At 35.6% G+C, this 15,065-nt stretch carries 12 protein-coding genes; 7 read left to right on the top strand and 5 right to left on the bottom strand.

Annotation, left to right across the window (positions count from 1 at the left end):
- Complete coding sequence (locus AEA09_RS07090; protein WP_053583172.1) at positions 1–840, bottom strand: transketolase; 840 nt, start codon at positions 838–840, stop codon at positions 1–3.
- Positions 841–842: 2 nt separating this feature from the next.
- Positions 843–2,273, bottom strand: coding sequence for an L-fucose/L-arabinose isomerase family protein (locus tag AEA09_RS07095; protein WP_053583173.1), 1,431 nt, complete (start codon positions 2,271–2,273; stop codon positions 843–845).
- 241 nt (positions 2,274–2,514) lie between these two features.
- Here AEA09_RS07095 and AEA09_RS07100 point away from each other — a divergent pair, with 241 nt between their 5' ends.
- The 6 genes from AEA09_RS07100 (at position 2,515) to AEA09_RS07125 (ending at position 9,448) form a co-directional block, all read left to right on the top strand.
- Complete coding sequence (locus AEA09_RS07100; RefSeq protein ID WP_053583174.1) at positions 2,515–3,540, top strand: LacI family DNA-binding transcriptional regulator; 1,026 nt, start codon at positions 2,515–2,517, stop codon at positions 3,538–3,540.
- Between the two features lie 57 nt (positions 3,541–3,597).
- Positions 3,598–5,076: a sugar ABC transporter ATP-binding protein gene (locus AEA09_RS07105; RefSeq protein ID WP_053583175.1), complete on the top strand. Its 1,479-nt coding sequence runs from the start codon at positions 3,598–3,600 to the stop codon at positions 5,074–5,076.
- 8 nt (positions 5,077–5,084) lie between these two features.
- On the top strand, positions 5,085–6,023 hold the full coding sequence (locus AEA09_RS07110; protein WP_053583176.1) for an ABC transporter permease: 939 nt from the start codon (positions 5,085–5,087) through the stop codon (positions 6,021–6,023).
- A 25-nt stretch (positions 6,024–6,048) separates the two neighbouring features.
- A complete protein-coding gene (locus AEA09_RS07115) occupies positions 6,049–6,987 on the top strand; it encodes a sugar ABC transporter substrate-binding protein (RefSeq protein WP_053583177.1) in 939 nt (312 codons plus the stop codon).
- Positions 6,988–7,059: 72 nt separating this feature from the next.
- A complete protein-coding gene (gene xylB / locus AEA09_RS07120) occupies positions 7,060–8,556 on the top strand; it encodes a xylulokinase (protein ID WP_053583178.1) in 1,497 nt (498 codons plus the stop codon).
- Positions 8,557–8,905: 349 nt separating this feature from the next.
- Positions 8,906–9,448, top strand: a complete 543-nt coding sequence (locus tag AEA09_RS07125; protein WP_053583179.1) for a hypothetical protein — start codon at positions 8,906–8,908, stop codon at positions 9,446–9,448.
- A gap of 539 nt (positions 9,449–9,987) precedes the next feature.
- Here AEA09_RS07125 and AEA09_RS07130 read toward each other — a convergent pair.
- Both AEA09_RS07130 and AEA09_RS07135 read right to left on the bottom strand, forming a co-directional pair.
- The gene (locus AEA09_RS07130; protein WP_053584640.1) at positions 9,988–10,695 is read right to left on the bottom strand and encodes a M23 family metallopeptidase; all 708 of its coding nucleotides are present in this window, start codon (positions 10,693–10,695) and stop codon (positions 9,988–9,990) included.
- A 65-nt stretch (positions 10,696–10,760) separates the two neighbouring features.
- Positions 10,761–11,396 carry a TetR/AcrR family transcriptional regulator gene (locus tag AEA09_RS07135; protein WP_053583180.1) on the bottom strand — a complete coding sequence of 212 codons (636 nt, stop codon included), beginning with the start codon at positions 11,394–11,396 and terminating at the stop codon, positions 10,761–10,763.
- A gap of 361 nt (positions 11,397–11,757) precedes the next feature.
- Here AEA09_RS07135 and AEA09_RS07140 point away from each other — a divergent pair, with 361 nt between their 5' ends.
- A complete protein-coding gene (locus tag AEA09_RS07140) occupies positions 11,758–12,285 on the top strand; it encodes an AAA family ATPase (protein WP_053583181.1) in 528 nt (175 codons plus the stop codon).
- Positions 12,286–12,444: 159 nt separating this feature from the next.
- Here the strand turns inward: AEA09_RS07140 and helD are convergent, their stop codons facing one another.
- Positions 12,445–14,769, bottom strand: coding sequence for an RNA polymerase recycling motor HelD (gene helD / locus AEA09_RS07145; RefSeq protein WP_053583182.1), 2,325 nt, complete (start codon positions 14,767–14,769; stop codon positions 12,445–12,447).
- Between the last annotated feature and the right edge of the window lie 296 nt (positions 14,770–15,065).

Below are 15,065 nucleotides of genomic sequence, written 5' to 3' on the forward strand. Positions count from 1 at the left end.
TTAGTTTTCCTCCTTTCTAAGAGCCTCGATTTGTTGTCGCAACTCTATGGTAGCTAGATTTAATTGTTCAACTGTAGGAACTATATGATGCCAACTAATCTGATTTTCTGCGAAGCTTACCCCTTTGCCCTTAGTAGTTTTAGCAAGAATTAGTGTAGGTTTATCTGATTTATGGTCGATCATATCAAATGTAGAAATAAGTTGTTCTATATCGTTACCATCTATTTCAATCACATGCCAACCGAATGCCCGCCATTTCTCATCAAGTGGTTCAGAGGAAAGTACATCTGATGTTTTTCCAGAAATTTGAAGTCCATTTAAATCAATAATGCCAATTAGATTTCCTAATTTATAGTGAGCGCCAGCCATAGCAGCTTCCCAAATAGAACCTTCTGTTTGTTCTCCGTCACCCATTAAGCAATATACTTTGTACGTTTTTCCCCCGCGTTTTCCCGCTAATGCCATGCCGACACTAATTGCGAGTCCATGTCCTAAGGCACCAGTATTCATTTCAATACCTGACACTTTATTGTTTGGGTGACCTATTAATCTAGTTCCAAACTGAGAAAACGTAGTTAATTCTTCTTTTGGAAAATAACCGAGATCCGCTAAAATACACCATAGCGATTCAACCGAATGTCCTTTGCTTGCAATAAATCGATCACGGTTCTCATCTTTGCTATTTGTAGGATTATGTTTCATCACGCGGTAGTAAAGGGCTGTTAAAATATCAGTATTACTAAGTGAGCCACCCGTATGTCCAGCTTGCGCAGCGGTTATCATTGTCATTAAATCGATACGAATTTGAGCGGCTTTAATTTTCAAGTCAGTAATATTCATTATTAAAACTCTCCTCTCAACCAAGCTTTAATGTGCTCTTCATTTGGCGTAGCGGGATCAGGATTTAAGCCAGGGATGTATTTGCACGCTTCATATAGGGAAGCACCAACACGATCATGTACACCAACAATGTGATGAATATATGGTCCTGTTACAAGCTTTTCTTCCCATAATGGCCAATTATCTACTTCAACCCATACCCATGAACCACGTGTAAAAGGGCCTTTAATACCTTGGGCATCACCAAAAAATAAAAAATACTTACCATGGTCGCCATCAAAGCGAGCAAGTGTCATAGCTCCTCCTTTAACTTCTCCCTCATGTGTACCAGGAGCGTGTGTATCAAATAAAAAATGACGCTGTAAACGAGGTGTTTCTTCAACACTCATTGAGACAGGGAAGTTCCCGCAATGGAATAATAGTTCCCCATTATCGTTATCAGGATGACGAATGGTTAAATCGGCAAAGAATGTTGGTTTTTCGTTTAAAGCAGCTGCCTGTAACATGACAGAAGAAATAGCTCCGTGAATATCAGTTTCACACGTTACTGGGATTTGTTCGTCTGTTAAAATAGCGTTGGCAAGGCAAGGCATAATGCCAATTGCGTTCTGTAAAGAAGACCAGCATTGAATAGCAATGGCTGTACATTTATTCTTTACTGCAAGCGTTTTCATCGCAACCTTTAGTGCGCCAATTTTACGAATGTACTGATCTTCAACATCAATTGCTTCAAGATGCTTCTTAATGTATTGAATGGCATCTTGTAGTTCATCCGAATCTTGTTTTTCTATTTTGTTTGTTTGGCGCTTAATTTCTTCGATTGTAATGGGATGTAATTCGATGCCAAATTGTTCGAGTAATTCCCCTTCGTTACAAATCACCGACCAGAAATCAGTAGGGCGTGGACCAATTTGTAAAATGCGTAATGAGCGGAAGTGTTTGACCACATTTGCGGCACCGATAAATGTCTTAAAGCCTCGTTCAAAGACAATATCATTAACGGAGCTATTTACAATATAGGAGAAAGGTACATTAAATCGTCGTAATATTTTCCCAGTAGCGAATAATCCACACTGTGTATCACGTAGGCGCATACCATTTTCTAAAGGTGCTTCATCACGAGGACCCCATAAGAGTACAGGTTTGTTCAATTTTTTGGCAACACGTGCGACACTATCTTCCGTACCAAAATTACAATGTGGGAAAAATAGTGCATCAACTTTTTCATTTGTAAAGTGCTCAACAATCTTTTCTTCACATTCCAAGTCACCATACAGCAACCCTTCTGGATTAATACCTTCCAAATCAACAATCTCGATATTTAGATTAAAAGAATTGATTTTCTGTAAAACTATTTTTTTGTACTTTTGTGCATCCTCTGCACTAAATACATTTCTTCGGGTAGGTGCATATCCTAATTTTATTTTTTCCATGTGCAAACACTCCCAACTTGTTATTTTTCACAAATCTTAACATTATCAGAATAATTAAACAATTAAAAGTTTAGTAATTTACTGAAATAAAAATAAAAAATAACTAAACTTTTACTTTATATTTAAGTGTATTACTAAATATATCCTCTTATTCAACTAAAAATTTTAGTAAATAACCTTTTATTTTTCAGAATATTGTGTTAACTTTAATTAAATAAATTTTTTTACAGAGGGTTGAAATATGAAAATAGACGATATAGCTATACTGGCAGGTGTTTCAAAATCTGCAGTTTCTTTAGCATTAAACGGTAAACAAGGTGTTAGTGAGAGAACTCGAGATAAAATAATAAAAATAGCGAAGGAAAATGGTTACAAACATAAAGCATTAATTGATGAAGAAAAAGTAATTCGTAAATCAAATATTCGATTTTTAGTTGTGACGGATACATCATTTATGCAAGAACAATATGAAAAGAAACCGTTCTTTAGCGAATTGATTCAACATGTTCAAAAACAGAGTTCAATACTTGGATTTGAAATAACACTCTCAACAATGGACTTAAAAAGCTTAATCGAGAATAAATTTGAATATACGGAATCCGATCAGGATGGTGTTATCTTGTTAGGAACTAATCTAACAAAAGAACAAATTTTACTAATAAAAAATCAATTTACTAAATTAGTAGTACTAGATACATTAGTTCCTGAGTTAGAGGTAGATTTTGTTGTGATGAATAATAGAATGGGGATTTTTCAGGCAGTTCAGCATTTGGTTGATTTAGGGCATCGAAATATTGGATACATTAAGTCGGAAGAACGTATCCCAAATTTAGATGAAAGGAATGAAAGCTTCATTCAGGCGGTAGAAAAATTTAAATTAGAGGATAATTTTGTTGAGTTTTCATTTTCATCAAATGCAATTGGTGTTATCAAACCGTTTCAACAATGGTTTGAAAAACTGCATATGGAAGGTAAACAATTACCAACAGCACTATTTTGTGAAAATGATTACTTAGCAATTAGTGTAATTAAATCACTCACGGATATGAATATTCAAATACCTCAACAAGTATCCGTAGTCGGTTTTGATAATATAGTAGAATCTGTTGTAATTACACCGGAGTTATCTACAGTTCATGTCGATAAAGAGCAAATGGCCATAACGGCGGTTAGACGATTAAATACATTAATTCGAAAAAATGAAGTTAGTGTTAAAGTGACAATTGATACAAAATTCATATGTAGAAATTCTACTACATCTCTCTAAAACAGATGTCTAATGCAGTGTAATCATTTTAAATAATGAGTATTCGGAGGGATATCTTTGGAACTGTTAATGACGAATATTAAAAAATCTTTTGATTTAGTTAAAGTATTAAAGCACGCTCAAATTCATGTTAAATCATCTGAAGTGCATGCTTTAATGGGAGAAAATGGAGCAGGGAAATCTACACTTATGAAAATATTAACGGGAGTGTATACAAAAGACGAAGGCACTATTGTTATTGACAATAAGGAAGTACAAATACATTCAATTCGCGATAGCGAGAAGGCCAAAATAGCTTTTATTCATCAAGAGTTAAATGTTCTAAATGAAATGAGTATTGTAGATAATATGTTTTTAGGTCGAGAGATTACTAATAAATTCGGACTGCTCAAAAAGAAAGAAATGAAAGCCCTTGCAACAGAAAAATTACAATTGCTGGGGTTGTATGTTGATGCAGATGACAGCATCAAATCAATCTCTATAGGTAAAAGACAATTAGTAGAAATAGCAAAAGCACTTTTGTTAGACGCAGAACTTATTATTATGGATGAACCAACAGCAGCCTTAACAGAAAAAGAAATCAATTTACTTTTTAAAGTAATTCGCCAATTAAAAGAGCAAGGAAAATCATTCATTTATATTTCGCATCGTATGGAAGAAATATTTGAGATATGTGATGAAATTACAGTTATGCGTGATGGTACTTTTATTGGGCAAAAAAAGAAAGCGTATACATCGTTTGATGAAATTGTCAAAATGATGGTTGGGTACGACCTTTACGAGCGTTTTCCACGTATTGACATAGAACCTAAGGATGTCTTGTTGAAAACTGAAAATTTGACGCTTGAAGGGAAATTTGAAGATGTAAGCTTTGACGTCCGTGCTGGTGAAATTTTAGGGTTTTCAGGTTTGATGGGTGCTGGACGTACAGATGTTATGCACGCAATTTTTGGAAGCTGCCCGGCTACAAGTGGCAAAATTTATGTTCGAGGTAAAGAAGAAAATATAAAATCGCCCAAAGTAGCTAAAAAGCTTGGTATTGGTTTTATTACTGAGGATCGTAAAAATGAGGGGATTATACTAGACTTCAATGTCTCTGAAAATTTGATACTACCATCATTAAAGGATTTTACGAAGTCTGGTCTGATAAATAACAAGATGAAACTTGAAGAAACTGAGCATTATAAAAATAAATTAAATATCAAAATGGCTTCACCGACTATGAAAATTGCTAATTTATCTGGTGGGAATCAACAAAAAGTAGTTATTGCTAAGTGGTTACATACAAATCCATCGATTCTCATACTAGATGAGCCAACAAGGGGAGTAGATATAGGGGCAAAAAAAGAAATTTATGAAATTATTAATGGACTAAAGGCTGCAGGAGTTGCGATTATTATCGTTTCTAGTGAACTACCAGAAGTACTAGGTATTTGCGATCGAATTGCAGTAATGCGTGAAAAAAGATTAGTGAAAATCTTTAATCGAGCAGAGGCGAATCAAGAAAACATAATGGATTTTGCAACGAGGGGATGATAGGGACAATGAACAAAGTTAAAGGGGTTTACGAAAAGTACGGTACCGTCATTGTATTACTCTTGCTAGTTGTTGTTATTTCATTGATGAATCCAAAGTTTTTAACAACTTATAATATTTTAAATATTTTTAGGCAAGTATCGATAAATGGTCTTATCGCTTTGGGTATGACATTCGTTATTTTAACTGGTGGGATTGATTTATCTGTAGGGGCTATTTTAGGTTTGTCAGGTATGGTGTTAGGCTTATTAATCTTAGCTGGAACTCCAGATGTATTAGCAATAATAATCGTTATTCTTTTTGGTGCAACGTTAGGTTTATTAAACGGTTTCCTTATTTCAAAAGTAAAACTACAAGCGTTTATTGTAACTTTAGCAACGATGACGATGTTTCAGGGTATTACGCTAATTATTTCGGATGGTATACCAGCAATGGGCGTAACTTCAAATGCAAAAGTATTAGATTTTGTTAGTCAGGGGAAAACACTGGGATTGCCATTTCCAATGATTGTATTCTTCATTGCCTTCTTTTTATTATATATACTAATTGAAAAAACAGTTTTTGGACGCAGTGTTTACGCAGTCGGTGGTAATGAAGAAGTTGCGAGATTATCTTCAATTGCTACTGTAAAAACGAAAGCGCTTGTTTATGTGATTAGTGGTGCTATGGCGGCACTAGCAGGAATCATTTTAACATCACGTCTTAGCTCGGCCCAACCAACTGCAGGGGCAGGCTATGAATTAGATGCGATTGCTGCTGTTGTAATCGGTGGTACAAGTTTAGCAGGTGGCCGAGGAAGAATTTTTGGCACATTGATAGGGGTATTAATAATAGGTGTGTTAAATAACGGTTTGAATATTATAGGTGTTTCTTCGTTTTATCAACAAGTAATTAAAGGGCTAGTTATACTCGTTGCGGTTATATTAGATCGTAAGAGTTCTAGATAAAACTTTTTTTAGGAGGAAGATGGGTATGAAGAAGGTTCGCTTTTTATTTCTGGCTTTACTAATGTTATTTTTAGTAGCTTGTGGTGATGAGGACTCAACAGATGATAGTACTTCAACATCGGAAGACAAAAAACTTGCATTATTAATGGCTGATTTAGGAAATCCGTTTTTCCATGTATTACGTGATGCTGTAGTGGAACAAGCAGAATCTTTAGGTTATGAGGTAATTATATATGATGGTCAAAATGATGCCTCAAAACAACCATCTCAAGTAGAAGATGCATTACAAAAAGGTGTGTCAGCAATTGTAATTAACCCTGGGGATGAGGATTCAACAGCAAATGCATTAAAAGAGGCAATCGCACAAAATATTCCGGTTGTTACAGTTGACCGAAAAGTAAATGTGGATGGGATTTTATCATATCTAGTTACAGATAATACAAAGGGTGGCGTATTATCAGGGGAATGGTTAGCTAATAAATTACCAGATGGAGGTAACGTAATCCATATTGAAGGAGTTATGGGTACAGCACCACAACGTGAGCGTGGAGGCGGATTCTTAAGCGTCATTGATCCAGCCAAAAATCCAGAAAGTAAATTTAAGATTTTAGATACTGTTGTAGGAGATTTCTCAATGGCTCCAGCTGAAGCGGCTATGTCTGATTTACTTGCAAAACATGACGATATTGATGCTGTATTTGCACAAAATGATACAATGGCAGTAGGTGTTGCACGTGCAATCGAAACAGCTGGTAGAGATAAAGATGGAATTATTATTATTGGATTTGATGGTGCCCAGGAAGCATATGATTTAATAAAAGATGGGAAAATGTCAGTTACAGCTGTACAAGATTTCGATTTTATTGGTAAAGAAGCTGTAAACTTTGTAGATGCATATTTAAAAGATGGCAAAAAACCTGAATCAGAAGTGTTAGTAGATGTTTACATGTCAGATTCAAAGTGAAAATAATAGAAAATAGTGTCAGTAGGTTGCCTGCCAACTAACTGGCACTTTTTCTTATAGAGGTGAATGAATATGCAAAATGTTGTTTTAGGTATTGATTTAGGTACAAGTTCAGTGAAAATTGTGATGCTAAATAAGCAAGGTGAGCTAGTTGGCCAGTGCACACAATCATATCCATTAATTGAGGTGAAAGATAATTTTGTTGAGCAAGATCCAGGTGTATGGGTTGAACAAACCATAAGAGGTATAGAAATGCTTTTACAACAAGTGACTGACGTAATCGTAGAGGGTATTTCATTTTCAGGACAAATGCATGGGCTCGTTATGTTATCAGAGCAATTACAACCTTTGCGGAACGCTATTTTATGGAATGATACACGGACAACAAGCCAATGTCGATTAATTAAAGATACACTAGGAGAAAAATTATATAGCATTACAAAAAATGATGCACTCGAAGGCTTCACATTACCAAAATTATTATGGGTAAAAGAACATGAACCTAACATTTATGAGCAGTTGCATATGTTTGTTTTACCAAAAGATTATCTGCGATTTAAACTTACAGGGGAGCTGTGTATAGAGCCTTCTGATGCAGCAGGGACATTATTATTTGATATGGACAATCAATCATGGAGTAAAGAGATTTGTGCTAGTTTTAATATTCCACAAACGGTATGTCCACCCCTAGTAACATCCGACCAGTTAGTTGGATATTTATTGCCGAAATATAAGGAACTTTTCTCGCAAAATAGTGAAATCTCAGTTTATGCAGGTGGAGCAGATAATGCATGTGGTGCACTAGGGGCAGGGATTGTGAACCCTAGAAGTGCTTTAGTTAGTATAGGTACATCAGGGGTTGTCTTAACACCGAGCGATACTGCACGATATGTAGGGAACTTTATTCATTCTTTCTCCTATTTAGAAAAATTTTCGAATTATATAATGGGGGTGACACTTGCGGCAGGTGAAAGCTTAAGATGGTATAAATCTACTTTTGCGCCAAATCTAGATTTTGATAATTTACTCCATGAAATAGAGGGAATACCTATAGGATCAAATGGTCTATTATATACACCCTATTTGTTTGGTGAACGTACACCATATGGAGATGCTAATATCCGAGCAAGCTTTATTGGAATTAAAAATACACATCACCGATCGCATTTTACAAGAGCAATTGTGGAAGGAATTACTTTTTCACTAAAGCAATGTTTTGATTTATTAAAAGAACAAAATAATCAAATTGAACAAATTGTTTGTATAGGTGGTGCAGTCAAAAATGAAATTTGGTTACAAATAGTTGCAGATATTTTCGGTATGCCTGTATCAAAGTTAACGAATGAACAAGGTCCAGCGTTAGGTGCAGCGATGATAGCTGGTATAGGAGTAGGGTGGTTTGAATCCTATGAACAGGCCGTGTCTATATGTGTAGAAACTTCAAGGACTTTATTACCAAATATGAATAATCATCAACAATACACAAAGTATTTTGAGTGTTATAAATTAATCTATTCAGAGACGGTGTCTATTAATGACATGCTAAAAAATATAGTAAATGAAGTTTAAATGTTGAAAAAGGTTAAAGCGGTGGCGAAAATTGAATTAGTCTGAAGTGTTAATATCGACTTAGTTCCTTATATTGTAAAAACAGGTGAAACAATTTACAGTACGGATTTTATGATACATTTTGGAGGGAAAGATGCTAATCAAACGACAACTCTCAGTAGTTTTGGGGAAGATAATTATGGCATTCAGTCAATACAAAATTTGCAAAAAGTAGGGGTAGCGCACTGCCCTAATAACATGAGACAAATAAAAAATCTTTCATTGAATAACGAGTATTCTCTATTTATTAAACCGAGCAAATATTATAGTTACATTATAAATAGATACTTATAAGAGGAGTGGATTTACGATGAAAGAAATAATAGAAAAGGTTCATTCCATTATTGATTGCTTTAATATCGGCTATTATCATACAGTAGGAAACTATTCAAAAAATAATTTTGATACCTTCTATCAATACTTTAACGCTCCCGATAAAGAATTACGTAAGCATTCATTTTTCTTATTTATGTATTTACTCGGAAATCTAAATGCTGGACATACAGGGGTATTAAGTAGTCGAAAACAATATACAAAAGACCAAGAAAATCCAAACACCTTCTATGATTTTGAATGCTATGTGGAAGCATTTTTACTTCACCACCAACAATTACAAGAAGTGTTTCCTAATATTTTTCATCACACAGTTTACTTCTTGAGCAATAACGAAGAAGTAATTGGGAAAAAATATGAATATTATTATAGAGATATTCCTAAAGATTTACTTTATAAATTGCGTCATAAAATTTTGGAATCTAACGAGCACATGAAAGATATGAAACAACTACCCGAAATGAAGTACCTTTTACATGAGATGGATATAGAACCATTTTTTAAAAATGATTTTCTCTAAATGTTAGTCCGGAATGCATCCAAATCTCGCTTTGTGTGCTTTTTTTCAACAAACAGGCGCAGAATAGTTGAAAAAGGATTTATCTATTCTCAGGAGAACTTATATATTTATTGAAGTAGGAACAGAAGAGTTAATGAAAAAATATTATTAATGTGAGGAGATGATTTTTTGGTTATTCTATTGGAAAACATATTCCAAGTATCAGCAATAATATTACTCCTATGTTCATTCTATTACTATAGACACTTTAAAAAAATTAGGAGAGAAAGGAAATTAACTTTATTTGAATTTTCGATTTATGTCATAACTCAAGTTGCCATTTATCTTTGTGCAGGTAGTTATATGCTTCTGTTTTTGGATAGGAATTTTGGGTAGGAATTATTAAATAAACCGGTGCAAGACCATCATTTCGATGGTCTATTTTCACGTCCAAAACATCAAGTAGATTTCGGCGACCCATTGTGAAATGTTATCAACTAACGGGGGGATAGCTCAATAATGGGCTAGAAAAATTATTGACTTTGCCATATGTGAAAACTTTATTCCAATTCATTAGATTTCTGAAATCTTATTCTATCCTTATTTGTTGGAATCCCATTATTTACTTTTTCCCATATGCCATTTCTAAACAATTCGTATTGTTCAAAAGCGAGAGGCAATCCGTTTGCGATAGCTATGTCACTACTATCCATAAGTTGAAAATGCAAATGCGGAGCAAAGGAGTTACCTGAATGACCAACTCTACCAATAACTTCACCTTTTTTAACACATTGACCAACTGAAACCTGAATTGACCCTGTTTGAAGATGGACCAATCCAGCATATACATTGTCGGCACATTCTATAATGATGTAGTTGCCAGCAACGGATTGTATGTCATCTTTCTTCGGGTCAAAATAATGAGCATTTTTATAAGCATTAGACATATCTGAAAGCAATTTTGTTCGTGTTCGTTCTGTATAACCATCCTCTGCTTGGGCAATGATCCCGTCGCAAGGAGCATATACGTCTTGCCCCCAACAATAATATTCATCTATGGGAACCCCAAAAAGTAGATATTGCGCCAAACTAACGCGATAGGCGGGCAAACCCTTTCTTTCCCAATCCACTTGTACAAAGTCATAAGCATATCTTGTTCCAAATTTGTTTGTGCCATGACTCGGAATTTTTGTCCCTGGCGTGTTAGGAGAGTACCATTCTCCTCTCAAAGGAAACTCTACAATTATCGGCTCACGCGCATCAATCATCTCATATCCCTCCTCCGTCGATTCTTTACCTGCATTTTCGTGTTGAACGCACATTCCCTAACCCCTTATTTATGGCTTGACGTGTAGAATACTTTTCTCAGTTCATCAAAATATCCATCGAGCTTTTCAACAATGAGTTCATAGTTCAAAGACTGAGATTCTGAATTTCTAATGTCATCTAACATTTCATTAGTAAATCCAATATTAGACCATAATATAAACTGCTTGCACTTTTCTATATCCAGCCCCTTTCTAAACTTAGCTTCATCTATTTCATCAAATAAATTAGGATAACAGCTTGAATGATCTTTGTGTGTTCTATTTTCGAGTTCTTCATTAACCTCGTTGGAATTAGTAGTTCGTGAAAGTTTATTAAACTCTAAAATCCAAGGGTACTTTTCCGATAATTTAATTTGCAAATGATATGATTGACGCAATCTGTCAAAAATGTCTTTTGCATCATAATTCATCAATTCAAAATATTCCTTTTTAAGTAGGGCAGAGAAGTAATCATACACAACAAGAAAAAGCTCCTGCTTGCTACTTACATAGTGGAACATAAGGGCTTTAGAAATTCCGGCTTCTTTTGCGATTACATTTGTTGAAGCGTCATCATATCCCTTTGATGAAAATTCTTTTAACGCTGCATTTAGAATGGCGTTCCTTCTTTGAGAGTCTAAATCCAATAATTTTGTCAACATTTGTCATTCCTTTATAAGAAAAGAGGATTAACCTACTAGGTCAATTTCATTATAGGGTTATTTACCTGAAAGGTCAACGAGTGTGTTAGTTGAACAAGAATTAAACAATTTTATTATTAAATTTTGAGTGCAAACAACTTTAAAGAGCCTTATTACAATAAAATGTAGAAAGGCTCTTATATTTTTATAATAGTTAACTTGTGAAGTTTGTACTTAAACTAACGAGGCTTTACTTGAAGATCATTGAGTTGCATAAGCATCTCTTTTTTCTTACTGAACTAACGACGTAGTTTAGTTGAACAAGGACTTCAAGGTTTTAACATTGAATTACATATGTACATATAAAAAGTGGGGGGAAATAATGAATAAAATTTATATTATATCTGGACCAGCGGGAGTGGGTAAATCAACAACCACAAAGGGTCTTGCAGAACAGTTTGATCATAGTGCTTATATTGAAGGTGATTTAATAAATCATATGGTTGTTGGCGGGTATCTTCCACCTTGGGAAAGTGAAGAATCACTATCGTTAGTTTGGAAAAACATAGCTGATTTAACTATCAATTTTGTACAGGCAAATAAGGATGTAATCATTGATTATGTTGCTTTCCCAGAAGAAGTAGAAAAATTTTCTCAAAAGATTTATGCTGAGGTAAAAAACGTAGAAATTATATATGTTGTTTTATGGGTTGATAGTGGTGAACTGTTGAGAAGAGATGCTTTAAGGATTAAAGAACATCAGATGGGAGTAAGATGTTTAGAATTAGTGAATGAATTTGAAATTAAAGGAATAGATAAACGCTTTTTCTATAATACAACCTACTTACAGCCATCGGATTTAGATGAAGTCATTCTGACTATAAGGGAAAATTCTTCATTCAAATATTGATTTATTCTTCAACTAACAGGAGCGTTTGTAGAATAAGGCACATTGAAATGATCAAACATTTTTATACTAATCTCACACTTCATAAAATACGAAAACTCCATTTTGATCAATCTTTTTCAAAATGGAGTTTTTGTATTTCTTATTTAAATAATGAAAAAATCACATTTCCGGCGCTACGTCGCGTAAAAAGTGGCTCGGTTCACCTACGCTGTAAAGTTGCAAGTGATGCATAGCCCGGGTGCAGGCAGTATAAAACAATCTACGTAGGCTTTCATTTCCGTATACTTCCGCTGATGCATCATAAATAATAACAGCGTCGAACTCGATACCTTTTGCCAAATACGCTGGTATGACGACAATGCCTTGCTCGTATTCAATTGTTCCACTCTTCACGAGCTTAATTTCTTCGATGTCGCTCAAGGACTTGTATGCAACGTTGCTTTCCGCTGCAGATTTGCATATAATCGCTATTGTGCTATATTGCCTTTTCCGTAAGTCTGCAATTTTGGAAGCTATGGAGCGATGCAATTCATCGCGATTGGACAGTTGCGTCAATATAGGCTTCTCGCCATCGCGTTCAAAAGCGATAATCCGTTCGCGGTTAGGTACGAGTCCGCGTGTAAATTCGACGATCGGTTTTGTGGATCTGTAGCTGCGTGTCAAGTTGATCGCAGCTGTTTCGTCCGGACCGTATAAGCCAGAAAGTGTGTGAAAATCGACCATTTCGCTGGCATGGGCGAAAATTGCTTGGTTAAAGTCACCGAGCACGGTCATTCTTGCCGAAGGAAACAAACGTTTCAAAAACTCGAATTGAAACGGAGAATAATCTTGCGCCTCGTCTACAACTACATGTTTGATCGAGCTGTTTGTCTGAAAGCCCTGAATCAGCTCTTTCATAAGTAAAAAGGGAGTAGCATCTTCGTATAATAGTTTACCTTCGTTCAGCATTTTCACTGTCAATAGGCAAATGGCTGGCCACTCTTCGGGTGCTTCCCGGTCCATCCACTGTTTGATCAGGATTGGATCGGTAAAAAACTGCTTGTATATTCCCTTAATGTTGACGAAACGAAACGCCTTTATCTGTTTTCGCAACGGCTTCAATTTCAGGCGAACAATCAAACGAGCTAATTCTTCAGGTTCGATTTCATAATCATGAATCGACTCACCTTTAAAGCCGCGTTTTTCTGCTAAGTAGGTAAATAGCTTATGGTAAGCCTCATTGCTAAGGAGGTCGATTTCCTCCTGTACCCATGGCTTAGTCCGTTCGAGTTTCTCTACTTCATCTAATTGCTTAATTAGCCAATCCTTTAATTTTTCAAGTCTGTTATGAAAGCGGAGAGAGGTGTCGCTGCTATAAAACTTATCTGTGATTTGTTTTGCAGTAACAATTTTATTTCCTCTGAAGCTAATCCCTCTGAATACCATTCCGGATGATTCCAGCGACTCCCTGTATGATTTAATCGCTTCAAAAAAGCGGGTGCTAGCCTTGAACCGGATGCTCGCAATCCTTGTTTTGTATAATGGATTATCCACTGCAGTCAAAACATATTCCAATTGATTGTAAGGATTTTCAACTTCAAACTCATTTTTCAGCCGATGATCCAAGTATTCCTGGAAAGTGACCTGTTGCATATTCTCTTCGCCGAGTTCTGGCAACACATTGGAAACGTAACTATTAAACATCGAATTCGGTGAAAAAAGAATGATTTGATCGGCATTCAGCATATCTCGATATTTATAGAGTAAATATGCAATCCGTTGTAGGGCAGCCGATGTCTTACCACTGCCAGCAGCGCCGTGTACAATGAGCATTCGTCCACGATCGTGCCGGATGATCTGGTTTTGCTCCTGTTGAATAGTGGCTACTATACTGTGCATATGTTTGTCTGTACCTTTACCAAGTACCTGCTGTAAAATTTCGTCACCAATAGTGATACTGGTATCGAACATAGATTGGATAATGCCGCCACGGATAAGATATTGCCACTTTTTCTCCAGTATGCCATGGATGGTACCTCCGGGTGTAGTATACTTGGCGGGACCAGGTTGGTAGTCGTAGTAAACACTAGAGACAGGAGACCTCCAGTCGTAAATAAGGATATTTTCTCCGCTTGTATCCGTTAGTGTTGAGGTGCCGATATAGATTCGTTCTGTAGTTGAAATTCCTTCTTCAATGAAATCGATTCGACCAAAATAGGGCACTTCTTGCATTCGTCTTAGCGCAGATAATCTTTTAGATGCATGTCTATGAGTGCTTTGGCTTACGGACAGAGCTTGAGCCTCTTGTCTCAAGCCGATGATTGTCTCAAGATAATCGTCGAAGGTATCAAGATTAACCTTCACTTCATCCCAAAAGTGTTTGCGGATATTCACAACTTCCATCCGACGCTTGGAAGTTTCGGCCTCCAATCTATTGATTTGCTCTGTAATTGTCTCTTTTACGCTGTTCACTCGTTCTTGCTCCTGGCGAAGTTCCATGTCCATAACACTCCTTTGAAAAATAAACATATGGGTTGACTGAAAAGGATTCTATAGTATATAATTAAAATAAGGATAACTATACATAGTTAAAACTATTTTCGGTATAACTATATAAATTTATCACAATTTCTTAGTTTTATCAATGTAATTATACGACCTTCGCTAAGATGAAGCATAATTATTGCAAAAGGGAAGAAAAACCCTATTTTATAAAACAAATGACTCATTCTAAATATACGATTATTTAGTGATTGCGTCAGAAACCTCGTGTTTATAATTTTAAGGAAACGCCAATATTA

The sequence above is a fragment of the Lysinibacillus contaminans genome (assembly GCF_001278945.1).
Taxonomy (GTDB): domain Bacteria; phylum Bacillota; class Bacilli; order Bacillales_A; family Planococcaceae; genus Lysinibacillus; species Lysinibacillus contaminans.

What these genes read in the sequence shown, in the direction of transcription:
- AEA09_RS07130 (WP_053584640.1), bottom strand. Translation starts at nt 10,695, where the DNA reads ATGATTGATGCGCGTGAGCCGATAATTGTAGAGTTTCCTTTGAGAGGA.
- helD (WP_053583182.1), bottom strand. Translation starts at nt 14,769, where the DNA reads ATGGACATGGAACTTCGCCAGGAGCAAGAACGAGTGAACAGCGTAAAA.
- AEA09_RS07090 (WP_053583172.1), bottom strand. Translation starts at nt 840, where the DNA reads ATGAATATTACTGACTTGAAAATTAAAGCCGCTCAAATTCGTATCGAT.
- AEA09_RS07095 (WP_053583173.1), bottom strand. Translation starts at nt 2,273, where the DNA reads ATGGAAAAAATAAAATTAGGATATGCACCTACCCGAAGAAATGTATTT.
- AEA09_RS07135 (WP_053583180.1), bottom strand. Translation starts at nt 11,396, where the DNA reads ATGTTGACAAAATTATTGGATTTAGACTCTCAAAGAAGGAACGCCATT.
- AEA09_RS07125 (WP_053583179.1), top strand. Translation starts at nt 8,906, where the DNA reads ATGAAAGAAATAATAGAAAAGGTTCATTCCATTATTGATTGCTTTAAT.
- AEA09_RS07110 (WP_053583176.1), top strand. Translation starts at nt 5,085, where the DNA reads ATGAACAAAGTTAAAGGGGTTTACGAAAAGTACGGTACCGTCATTGTA.
- AEA09_RS07100 (WP_053583174.1), top strand. Translation starts at nt 2,515, where the DNA reads ATGAAAATAGACGATATAGCTATACTGGCAGGTGTTTCAAAATCTGCA.
- AEA09_RS07140 (WP_053583181.1), top strand. Translation starts at nt 11,758, where the DNA reads ATGAATAAAATTTATATTATATCTGGACCAGCGGGAGTGGGTAAATCA.
- AEA09_RS07115 (WP_053583177.1), top strand. Translation starts at nt 6,049, where the DNA reads ATGAAGAAGGTTCGCTTTTTATTTCTGGCTTTACTAATGTTATTTTTA.
- xylB (WP_053583178.1), top strand. Translation starts at nt 7,060, where the DNA reads ATGCAAAATGTTGTTTTAGGTATTGATTTAGGTACAAGTTCAGTGAAA.